Here is an 11,947-nt window from a genome sequence, read left to right on the forward strand (position 1 = left end):
CCATGGATCTTTCGACTTTGATGCCGCAACAGCTGCAGATCGTCAAAACGCTCGACCGTCCGCTGTTTGTCTCGGCGGGCGCCGGTTCGGGCAAGACCTTTACCCTCACGCGCCGCATCGTCTACGCACTCTCTCCCGAATCCGGTCCGTTCGTTGAGCATCTGGACCAGGTGCTCGCTATTACCTTTACCAAAGATGCCGCGGCCGAGATTCGTGACCGCGTGCGCCGCGCGCTCATCGACGAGGGCATGGACGAGGAAGCACTGACCGTCGACGACGCGTGGATCTCGACCATTCACGGCATGTGCTCGCGTATCCTGCGCGCGCACGCGCTGGAGCTGGGCATCGATCCCGAGTTCACAGTGCTCACCGATACCGACGAGCTCATGGATCAGGCTGTCGAGCATGTGCTGGGTCGCGCAACGGCGCCCGATGCCGCCCCCGAGCTCGCGGCATCGCTCAAGGCCCTCTACGCCTGGTATCCCATGGCGGGCGAGGGCGGTTCCTTTGGCGCCGGTACGACCATCAAGGGTCTGGTGCGCGACCTGCTGGAGCTGTCGAGTCAGTTGCCGGGCGGTATGGACGACGTGCGCGTGGCGCGCGGCCAGGCCGATACCTCTGCACTCGCCGATGCCTATCGCGCGGCGCTGGGCGCAAGCAAGGCCGCGACCGAGAAGGCGCAGGTGGCGCTCGATGCCATCGACGCGTTCGAGGCGAGCGGCAAGACCATGGTCGATGCGGCGCGACTCATGATGTCGTGCACCATGTCGCGCGCGAGCAAGGCATTCCCCAAGGAGCAGGTCGAGCTGCTCAAGGCCGAGGCCGCCGATGCGTTTATCAATATCGTGCTTGCCTGCGGTGGCCCGGCGCTCGATGCGCTGGTGGGTCTGGCCCGTTCCGTCGAGGCCGAGTATCGCGCATTGAAGGCTGCCCAGTCCGCCCTCGATAATAACGACCTGCTGCGTATGGCCTACGAGGCCCTGCGCGATTACCCTGCCATCCGTGCTGCGTACGAGGGCCGCTTTAAGATGGTCATGATCGACGAGTTCCAGGACACCGACCAGATGCAGGTCGATTTGATTCGCTATCTGACGGGCGCGGGGGAGCGCGCGTTGTGCACCGTGGGCGATGCGCAGCAGTCGATCTACCGCTTCCGTGGCGCCGAGGTCGAGGTGTTCCGTCGTCAGGAGCGCAAGGTGGGCTCGTCTGCCGCGCCCGAGGCGACTGCCGTGGCCGATGCCCCTGCCGGCGAGCTCGTCAAACTCGTGCGCAACTTCCGCAGCCATGACGAGGTGCTGCGTTACGTGGCACGCGTCTTCGACGGCGATGACGGCGGCCTGATGCAGGGCTTTTTGGATCTTGAGGCGAGCGACGGCCGCAAGGACACGCTGGTGGCAGACGCTTCGCGTCGCCAGGCCCTCTTTGTTGCCGGCGGCAGTACGCAGGAGCGCACGCAGGCCAAGGCCCGCGCGATCGCCGAGCGATTCCGCGCGCTTGCCGATGCCGGCCAGCCCCAGGGCGGCATGGTACTGCTACTGGGCCGCATGACCAACGCCGACGTCTACGCCCAGGCCTTCCGCGATCAGGGGCTCGACTGCGTGATCGCAGGCGGCTCGGTCTTTGCCCAGGCAGCCGAGGTGCAGACGGTGCGTGCCCTGGTCTGCGCGCTCGCCAATCCGGCCGATACGGCGCAGGGCCTTATGCCACTGCTCGCCTCGCCGATGTTTGCGCTCGGTGCCCAGGAGTTCCTGGCGCTGGCGACCAAGCTCGATAGCGAGACAGGGGAGACCTCGCGCCGGAATATCGACATGGGCATCATGAGCGATTTCGACGTGCCGGGTTTGCAAGACTTGCCGCTTGTGACGCGCGCCCGCGAGGTGCTGCGGTATGCGCTTCGTCGCGTGGGCCGCGATTCGTTCGCCGCCATCGCGCGCGACGTGGTCAACGCCTCCGGCTGGTTTGTGCGTCTGGGACAGCGTGGTCCCGAGGGCAAGGCCATTGCCGCCAACGTGCTCAAGGCGCTCGACGCCGTGGCTGAGGCTGAGGCCGAGTTCGGCAACTCGCCGCGTTCCATCGCGCTTGCCTTCGACCGCTTCTTGGCGGGCAAGGAAGCCCCGGGTGCCCTCAACGAGGAAGGCGACGGCGCGGCGCGCATCATGACGGTGCATGCCTCCAAGGGTCTGGAATATCCGGTCGTGGCGGTCGCCGAGTGCTTTGGCGTGCGTAAGTCCTCGGGTGCGGCACAGATGGGTCGCGTCGAGGGCGGAGCGCAGGTCGTGGCACTGCCGGCACGCTTCGACGGCGTTAAGCTTGCCGACGGTACCTTTGTGAAGGGCGACGACGTCAAAAAGCAGTTTGAGCACGCGTTTAAGGGCAAGGGCACGTCGCTGTGGCTGCCGCCGGAGCTCATGGAGGACGTCTGTGCGACGGGTTCTCCCGCCGAGGCATTTGCTCGCCTGCGCAACGCCGACCTGCAGCTTTCGCTCGAGGAACGGGCCCGCTTGCTCTATGTTGCCATGACGCGTGCGCGCGAGCTGGTGATCTTGGCGATGGATGCCGGCGTGAGCCGTGGCAAGGTGACGGCGCCGACCTTCGATGTCGAGACCGATCTGACCTACGACGTGCTGCGCCGTATTTTGCCGACGGACGCTCTGGACATGCCGCAGCTCGATGCCGACCGCCTGGTGTTCGACAACTCCCAGCCGGGCGACTACGAGCTCATATCGCTAGCAGACTTTACGTTTGGCGAGCAGGCGTTTGAGGCCAACGCTTCGCTGGATGCCGAGGGCAGGCTTGTTCGTGGCGATGCCGATGCAGATGCTGCCGACGATTCGGCCAGTACAATCGTCCCCGGTCCTGCCGACCCCGAGCCCGATGCGTTTGAGCTCGTGTATCCCCAGGCGGTGGGCGTGCGCATGGGCATCTGTCCGTTTCCGGTGCGTGACTCGTATAGCTACTCGTCAATCGCTGCGGCGCTCCATGCCGAGACAGAAGACCGTGCCGCCGAGGCGCGTGTGCCCATGGACGAGTCCGGCGATGATGCAGAGTCGGATGGCTCGGAGATGACGGATGCAGACGTGGCCGCTGTCGAGCCCGCCGGCAATCCCATGGCGCTGGGCTCGGCCTTCCACGCCGCCTGCCAGTGGCTCATCGAGATGGGTGCCGATGCGCTGCCCGCTGAGCGTGCCGACGCCCTGGCTCGCCTGTGGCACCTGACGCCAGAACAGCGCGAGCGCTTCGATGTCGCTCTGGAGCGCTGGCTCAAGTCGTCGGTTCGTGCCGACCTGCTCGCGTGGCCGTGCGTTCGCGCCGAGGTGCCGTTCTTTTCGCTGGGCTGCGAGGACGAGGACATCGCTCGCTACGGCGCATATGCCGAAGGCGCCATCGATGCACTGGCGACGAACCCGGCGGATTCGTCACGCGCGCTGGTCATCGACTATAAGACGGGCGGCACGCCGGACGAGACGCCGGACCAGCTGCAGGAGAAGCACGCCCTGCAGGCGCGCGTCTACGCTGATGTTCTGAGCAAGGCGGGCTTTGAGGCTGTGACCGTCAAGTTCGTCCGCGTGGAGCAGGCCGATCCGACTCTCTTCGTCAATCCCGCCGAGCCCCAAGTAGTCACCTACAACTTCTAGTCCTCAGATAACTTGCGGTGGAATCCTTTTCGATTCCACCGCAACTGCAATAGCGATGATTTTTCTGGGACGGGGATTAAAAAATCATTAGGTACGGAATGATTTTTTAATCCCCGTCCCAGAAAAATCATCGGGTAGATGAGGGCAAGGGTAGCCAAAATAGCCCCGTCCAAAATTGACTGCCCATGTTGGTTTGGCTAGGTTCGGGTGCCGTCCGCGCCGTGCGGTAAAATCGTTCAGTCAGAACACGAACCCGCATCGGAGCTCATCACATGGCATTCGTCCATCTGCACAATCACACTGTTTTCTCCATGCTCGACGGCGCAACCCGTATCCAGGATATGGTCAATCGTGCCGTTGAACTTGGCATGCCCGCCGTGGCCATTACCGACCACGGCTACATGTATGGCGTGCCCGACCTGGCGCTGGCCTGCGACGCCGTCAATCACAACACGCCCGAGTACAAAACCTGGAGCCACGACAAGGCCTTCTTGGAAAAGGACCGCCGCGACGAGCTGGTGGAGCCCGACCCCGAGGAAAACCCGCGCGAGCATGCCCAGTATGTGAAGGACATGGCCATGTGGGACGAGAAGGGCAATATCGACGAGCTCAAGCCGCCTCTGGTCATCAAGCCCATCTTTGGCTGCGAGGTCTACTTTACGCCGGACGAGACCCTTGCCCGCGACCACAAGCCCGAGCTCTACCACATGATCCTTCTGGCCAAAGACCAGGAAGGCTACGTCAACCTGATGCAGACGGTTTCCGAGGCCGCCGTGCAGGGCTTTTACTACAAGCCGCGCGTGACGCTCGACAACCTACGCCGCCACGCCAAGGGCATGATCTGCACGAGCGCCTGCATCGCGGGCATCATCCCCAAATACATCGACCGCGGTGACATGGAGGGCGCCATCAAGTGGGCCGAGACCTTCCGCGATACCTTCGACCCCGGCGACTTCTACATCGAGATCCAGGAACATGGCATCACCACCGACAACGGCCTGACCGACGAGCAGATGGACCGCACGCTCATCGATATCGCCAAGCAGGTGGGCGTCAAGGTCATCGCCACCAACGACTTCCACTACCTGCGCCGCGAGGATGCGCCCGTGCAGGACGTCATCATGTGTATTGGCATGAACGCCAAGGTCGATGACCCCAACCGCATGCGCATGACCGGCTCGGAGTTTTACATGAAGACCGAGGAGGAGATGCGGGCGATGTTCCCGTATTGCCCCGAGGCCTGCGACAACACGCTCGAGATCGCCGACAAGTGCTACGTTGAGCTGGACTGGGACTCTATCATCCTGCCGCGCTTTCCGTTGCTCGATCCCGGTGAGACGCACGAGAGCCAGTTCCGCCGTGAGTGCGAGAAGGGCCTGCGCCAGCACTATGGCGACGACTGGGCCACACGCGAGATCGGTGGCGTCAACATCAAAGAGCGCTTTGAGTACGAATACAAGGTCATCTGTGACAAGGGCTTTGCCGCCTACTTCCTCATCGTTGCCGAGTACGTGCAATGGGCCAAGGACAACGGCATCGGCGTCGGCCCCGGCCGTGGTTCTGCCGCCGGCGCTATCGTCGCCTACGCCATGAACATCACCGCGTTCGACCCGCTCGAGAACGGCCTGATGTTCGAGAGGTTCCTGTCCCCGCAGCGTACCGAGATGCCCGATATCGATATGGACTTCGACGATGAGCGGCGCCTCGAGGTCGTGGAGCACGTTCGCCAGCTCTACGGTCCCGAGAAGGTCACCCACGTCATCACCTACTCGACCATCAAGGCCAAGCAGGCCATCAACGACGCCGCGCGCGTCCTGGACTACCCGGTCTACATGGGCCAGCGTCTGTCCAAGATGGTCTCGAGCGACCCCAAGGTCAAGCTCAAGCAGGTACTCGAAAAACAACCCGGCAAAGAGGATCTGTTTAACCCCGACTTTGCCGAGGCCTATAAAAAGGACGACGACGCCCGCCGCATCATCGACACGGCGCTCTCGATCGAGGGCCTTACCCGTGGCGAGGGCGTGCACGCGTGCGCCGTTCTGATTTGCCGCGACCCCGTCAACGAGCACGTGCCCACCAAGCTCGATACCAAGGGCGGCGTCGAGATTACCCAGTACGAGGGCCATACCGTTGCCGACATGGGCCTGCTCAAGATGGACTTCCTGGGCCTGCGTACGCTGACGGTTATCTCCAAGGCCAAGGCCAACATCAAAAAGAACTTCGGCATCGACATCAAAGAGGAAGAGATTCCCTTTGACGACCCCGAGATCTTTAAGCTCATGGGCTCCGGCCACACCGCCGGCGTCTTCCAGGTCGAGTCCGCCGGCATGACGGCCACGATCAAGAACATGAAGCCCACCGAGTACAAGCACGTCGTGGCATTGATTGCCCTGTACCGCCCGGGCCCTCTGGGCGCCGGCATGGTTTCGTCCTATATCAACCGTATGAACGGCAAAGAGCCGGCCGTCTCCTATGACGACCGTCTGGACGACATCCTGGGCGAAACCTACGGCACCATGGTCTACCAGGAGCAGGTTATGCTCATCTCCGTCGAGATGTGCGGCTTCTCCAAGGGCGAATCGGACTCGCGTATCCGTAAGCCCGTGGCTAAGAAAAAGATCAAGCTGCTCACCTCGACGGTGCTCCACTGGGAGGATGGCTCGGACGAGACCACCTACGACCACTGGATGAACGGCGCTATCAAGAACAACTACACGCGCGAGGTCGCCCAGAAGATTTGGGACGATGTTCTCGAGTTCGCATCTTACGCCTTTAACAAGTCGCACTCCGCCGGCTACGCCATCCTGGTTATGCAGACGGCATGGCTTAAGGCGCACTATCCGCACGAGTACATGGCGGCCGTTCTGACGTCCTACACGGGCAAGACCGACAAGATCGTTCACTACGTCTCGGCGTGCCGTCACGACGGCATCCCCGTGCTGTCGCCAGATGTTAACGAGTCCGGTACCGAGTTCACGGCTACCAAGGAAGGCGTGCGCTTTGGTTTGGCCGGCATTCGCGGCGTGGGCACCGGCGTGGCGCAGGCGATTATCGCCGAGCGCGAGGCGGGCGGCCCGTTTAAGACACTGCACGACTTTGTCGAGCGCGTGGACTCGAGCCAGGCCAACCGTCGCGTGATCGAATCGCTCATCAAGGCAGGTGCTTTCGACTCCACGGGGTATCCGCGTCGCCAGATGATGCACTTCGTGGACAAGAACAACCCCGAGAACATCATCGATGCAGCGGTAAAGCGCCAGAAAGATCGCGCGAGCGGCCAGACGTCGTTCTTCGATATGTTTGGCGACGTTGAGGGCTCGGGCTTTGAGGTGAGCGTGCCCGATCCGGATGGCCAGGAGTGGGACCGCCACCTTAAGTTGAGCCAGGAGAAGGAGGTTCTGGGCATCTATGTCTCGGACCACCCGCTGCGCCCGTTTGAGTATGCACTAGCCAAGGCACGCGACTTCTCGTTCTCGCAGATCGATACCGGCTACGAGGTGCAAAACCCCACGGGCGGTACCATCAACCAGGAGATTCCCGAGGGCAAGGCGCTGTGGTGGGCCGGCATGGTCTCGAGCGTGTCCAAGCGCGTGACCAAAAACGGCGACCCCATGGGTATTGTGCAGCTCGAGGACATGGAAGGCGAAGCCACGGTCGTGGTGTTCCCCAAGACCTACAAAGAGGCCGAGGGATACCTGTACGGCGAGGTCGATCCCGAGACCGGTGCGCAGCTGTCTGATGCGTTTGTTCGCATTAAGGGCAAGCTCGAGCGTTCGGACCGCGGCGACCAGATCATCGCGCAGGAGATCGTGCCGCTTGAGCTTAACGAGGAGAACAACAAGCCCAAGGTGTTTGAGGTCATGGTGCCCAACAGCCGCTTTAGCCAGGGCAATATGGCGCGTCTTGCCACGGTGCTTACCGCAAACCCGGGCGGCGACCGCGTGGAGATCTTTATCGAGCAGGTGGACGGGCGCGTACTGCGTGCCGAGGTGCCGGCCAAGGTCAACGCACGCTCGATTCCGCTGCTGGCAGAGGCAAAGGCGATTGTGGGTAACCAAGGCAGAGTGACGGTAATTTAAGGACGGCGTTGGCGGGGTAGCTAATTTGGGACGGGGCTATTTTAGCTACCCTTTGACTGACGGCGAATGAGTCGGGGTCGGAATGCATCTCAACCGACATATGGGGGTAGCTAAAATAGCCCCGTCCCAAATTAGCTACCCCGGGTGAGATTGGAGGAAGTGATGGCGCAGGGGACGTTTGTGCAGGCGCTTCGTAAGGAGGCGGCGCTTAGCAGCACCTTTATGAAGGGGCGCTCGCTCATGCTCAACGGTGCCGTGCTGTCGTTTGAGGACTCCGGCTCGCGCTTCTCCAAAAACGTGAACATCGAGGGCACGGTGCGTGGCTCGCGCGGCGACCTGTACAAGACGCACGTGGCGCTCGATATGGACGAGCACGAGGTTATTGACTACGACTGCGATTGCCCCGCTGCCTTCCGCTATTCCGGCATGTGCAAGCACGCCATCGCCACGGCGTTGGCGTATCTGGATGCCAGTGGCGCCGAGCCTGTCGAGGGCCTGCGTACGCCGGTCCGCACGTTTACGGCACCGCCCGCACAATCCAAACAGTCCGCACGCCCCGCGCCTAGCGCATCTTCGGTCAACCCCAACTTTCCCTTCCCTGCGCCCGTCCCCACGAGCCCGAGCCTTGTGGCGGCGCTTTCCGATCTTTCGGACGCGCGCATGGACGAGCTCGCGGCCATGCGTCGCAAGCTCGCCGGCACCATTGACCCCGATGCGCCCAAAGCGGTGCTGGAGCCCTCGCTGGTGCCGTACTACAATCCGCTGTTTGCCGATCGCTTTAACTGGGCGCTCGAGTTTCGCATTCGCTGCGGTTCGGTGTCCTACGTGGTCAAGGATATCGACGGCATGGCCGACGCCTATGTCCGAGGCGGCACCTTCTCGTACGGCAAGAAGCTCACGTTTGCCCATACGCCCGAAGCCTTCGAAGACGTGTCGACAAAGCTGCTCAACCTTGTTGTGACGACAGTTGCCTATCTCGATGACATCACAAGCTCGCGTTCGGCGTCGTACGACTTTGCCCGCAGCGGTTTTGTCGCCGAGCGTCAGTTGCCGCTGTCCGAGCATAGCATCGTATATGTGCTGGACCTGCTGCGCGGCCAGACCATCTCCTTTGAGCCCGCTTGGTCGCGGGGGGCGACGACGCATCGCACCTATGACGTGGCGGTTGAGATGCCTCCGGAAGGGGAGGACGAGGCGCTGTCTAAGCGCCCACCGCTCCTTGCCGCCAAAATCGCGCCGGCGGCTGGCGGCAGCTACGATCTGCGCCTGCCGGTCGATGCATACTGCTTTGCTTCGGGCGACGTTGCCTATCTGGTCGACACCCGCCGTGCGCGCCGCACCGATGTAGCGTTTGCCCAGCATGCGGCGCCGTTTCTATCGCGCTTGCTGCCCTGTCGCACGCCGGTCCATATCGCTGCCGACCAGGTGGGGGAGTTCTGTCGTATGGCGCTGCCCATTTTGCGCGACTACACCGACCTTACCGCGCCCGCCGCGCTCGATACCGTGGCGCCCGAGCCGAGCTTTGCTATGGCGATCGGCGTCGACGATGGGCTTGTGACCTGCAAAATTACGGTTACCTACGGCGACTGGTCGGCAGATCTCTTTAGCCTGGGCGCTCCGGGCAGTCTCTTCGAAGAGCAACGCCCCGGCGTGCCGCCCCGCGACGAGGTAGCAGAGTTTCGCGTTATGGATACGGCGGCCCTGTATTTCGACTTTTACGAGGGCGGCCTGGCGTTTGAGGAACGCGATGACGAGAGCCTGTTCCACTTGCTGACCGAGGGCCTGTCTGCCCTGTCCGAGCTGGGCGAGGTCATGCTCAGCGATCGCCTGCGCCAGATCTCGGTACGCCCTGCGCCCAAGCTTTCGGTGCGTGCGACCGTCAAGAGCAACCTGCTCGATGTTGAATTGGGCGCGAGCGGTCTTTCGGCGGCCGACCTTGCCATCTATCTGGACTCGTACAAGCGCCACCAGACGTTTGCGCGCCTTACGTCCGGCGACATCATTCGCCTGGACGAGGGCGCCCGCGCCGCGTTTGGCCTTGCCGAGGACCTGGGTGTCGATGCTGTCGACCTGCTCGACGGCGTGTCGCTCCCCGCGTCGAGTACCCTGTTCGTCGATAGCATGCTTGCGCGCACGCCGGCGCTTGAGGCCGATCGCGACGCTGCGTTCCGCCGTACCGTCGAGCGTCTGGACACGCTCGGCAAGATGGACTTTACGGTGCCGGTCTCGCTCAAGGCCACACTGCGCGGCTATCAGGTCGACGGATACCAGTGGCTCGGCTCGCTCGAACACCTGGGCCTTGGCGGCATCTTGGCCGACGACATGGGCCTGGGCAAAACGCTCCAGATGATTGCGCATATTCTGGCGCGCGTGGAGGCGGGGGACACCAAGCCCACGCTCGTGGTATGCCCGGCCTCACTCGTGTACAACTGGACTGCCGAGCTGGAGCGCTTTGCCCCGTCGCTCGATGTGTGCGCCATTGTGGGCGCCAAGGCTCAACGCCGCGTGCAGATCGCCGGCGTGGCCGAGCATAGCGTGGTCGTGACGTCGTATGACCTTATGCGGCGCGATATCGACGAGTACGTCGAGCAGGATTTTGCCCGCGTGGTGCTCGATGAGGCACAGTACATTAAAAATCCGCTCACGCAGGTAGCGCGCGCCGCCAAGTGCCTGCCGGCCGGCGTGCGCTTTGCCCTGACGGGCACGCCCATCGAAAACCGCCTGTCCGAGCTCTGGAGCATTTTCGACTTTTTGATGCCGGGCCTGCTCGGCACGCGTGAGTCGTTTGCCAAGCGCTTTGAGAGCCCCGTCGAGCATGCCGAGGGCGATAGCGCCGCTCGCCTGCAGGCGCTCGTGTCGCCGTTTGTGCTGCGCCGTGTCAAGGAGGACGTGGTGGCCGATCTGCCCGAAAAGATCGAGGACACCGTCGTGGCTCAGCTCGCCGGCGAGCAGCGCAAGCTCTACCTGGCCAACCAGGACCGCATCGCCCAACAGGTGCAGCACCGCGAGGCATCCGAGTTTAAAAAAGACAAGCTCAAGGTGCTCGCCGAGCTCACCAAGCTGCGCCAGATCTGCTGCGACCCGCGTCTACACTACGAGGATTACAAGGCGGGGAGCGCCAAGCTTGACGCTTGCATGGAGCTCGTGCACGGTGCGCTCGACGGCGGGCACCACATTCTGCTGTTCAGCCAGTTTACGGGTATGCTCGATATCATCGGTAAGCGCTTGGCCAAGGAGGACATCGCCTTCCTTAAGCTCACGGGCGCTTCGTCTAAGGAGAGCCGCGCCAAGATGGTCGCGCAGTTCCAAGCGGGCGAGGTTCCGGTCTTTTTGATTTCGCTCAAGGCGGGCGGCGTGGGCCTTAACCTGACGGCGGCCGACGTGGTCATCCACTACGACCCGTGGTGGAACGTGGCAGCGCAGGACCAGGCGACCGACCGCGCGCACCGTATTGGCCAGCAACATACCGTGACCGTGTACAAGCTCATCGCCAAGGACACGATCGAGGAGCGCATTATGCAGATGCAGGAGTCCAAGCGCGACCTGGTCAACAGCGTGCTCGGCGGCGACGGCATCTCGTCGGCGCTGTTTACCCGCGAAGATGTTCTGGCGCTGCTGGGCGGCGACGGGCGCTAACCCGCTCGGGTGGGGCCGCCAGGGCGGATAGCGCACGCTGCCCCATCGTCCCCGCCCGTTATGTGTTCATTTGCAATGCCGTGGATGGTTTGTCTGCCTTTGGGCATAAGAACCATCAAGAACATTGGCACGTCAGCAAAGGAGAACATCATGGCGAAATTCTTTAAGGACCCCGACGGTAAGCTCATTGCCGCCCTTGGCAACGACGTTGCAACCCCTGCCGGTTGCACGGAACTGACCGCAAACACTGAGGACGCGGCGCACGAGAAGCATGTGCCTGTTGTCGAGACCGAGCGCGACGGTCACGTGATTCGCGCACGCGTTGGCTCGGTCGAGCACCCCAGCCTGCCCGAGCACTATATTGAGTGGATCGCCCTTGAGGCCGAGGGCCGCTTAGAGGTCCATTACCTTGAGCCCGGCATGAAGCCCGCGACGTTTTTTGCCGGCGGTTCCAAGACCGGTACCGTCTATGCCTACTGCAACCTGCACGGGCTGTGGTCCGCGACGTTCTAGGAGCGCGCCCCCGCTCGGGGTATCATAGCTAGCATATGCACATGCGAGCGCCGACTGCATCATGCGGCCGGCGCTTTTACTACGATT

General features: G+C 62.7%; 4 protein-coding genes. All 4 read left to right on the plus strand.

The window, feature by feature from the left end:
- Positions 1 to 2: 2 nt before the first annotated feature.
- The 4 genes from LK493_RS00900 to LK493_RS00915 all read left to right on the plus strand — a co-directional run bounded on the left by LK493_RS00900 (position 3) and on the right by LK493_RS00915 (position 11,860).
- Entirely contained in the window at positions 3 to 3,635 is a 3,633-nt protein-coding gene (locus LK493_RS00900) for a UvrD-helicase domain-containing protein (protein WP_227789803.1), read from the plus strand.
- Positions 3,636 to 3,907: 272 nt separating this feature from the next.
- The gene (dnaE, locus tag LK493_RS00905) at positions 3,908 to 7,711 is read left to right on the plus strand and encodes a DNA polymerase III subunit alpha (RefSeq protein ID WP_117637344.1); all 3,804 of its coding nucleotides are present in this window, start codon (positions 3,908 to 3,910) and stop codon (positions 7,709 to 7,711) included.
- Between the two features lie 162 nt (positions 7,712 to 7,873).
- Positions 7,874 to 11,347 (plus strand): DEAD/DEAH box helicase, encoded by a 3,474-nt coding sequence (locus tag LK493_RS00910; RefSeq protein WP_227789804.1) that lies wholly within the window; start codon positions 7,874 to 7,876, stop codon positions 11,345 to 11,347.
- Positions 11,348 to 11,497: 150 nt separating this feature from the next.
- Positions 11,498 to 11,860 (plus strand): desulfoferrodoxin family protein, encoded by a 363-nt coding sequence (locus tag LK493_RS00915; RefSeq protein ID WP_089572163.1) that lies wholly within the window; start codon positions 11,498 to 11,500, stop codon positions 11,858 to 11,860.
- Positions 11,861 to 11,947: the final 87 nt, after the last annotated feature.

The sequence above is a fragment of the Collinsella aerofaciens genome (assembly GCF_020709435.1).
In the GTDB taxonomy this organism is placed as follows: Bacteria; Actinomycetota; Coriobacteriia; order Coriobacteriales; family Coriobacteriaceae; genus Collinsella; species Collinsella aerofaciens_AU.

Bases quoted from the DNA above. Each gene is read 5' to 3' on its own strand.
- LK493_RS00900 (WP_227789803.1), top strand. From the start codon at position 3: ATGGATCTTTCGACTTTGATGCCGCAACAGCTGCAGATCGTCAAAACG.
- dnaE (WP_117637344.1), top strand. From the start codon at position 3,908: ATGGCATTCGTCCATCTGCACAATCACACTGTTTTCTCCATGCTCGAC.
- LK493_RS00910 (WP_227789804.1), top strand. From the start codon at position 7,874: ATGGCGCAGGGGACGTTTGTGCAGGCGCTTCGTAAGGAGGCGGCGCTT.
- LK493_RS00915 (WP_089572163.1), top strand. From the start codon at position 11,498: ATGGCGAAATTCTTTAAGGACCCCGACGGTAAGCTCATTGCCGCCCTT.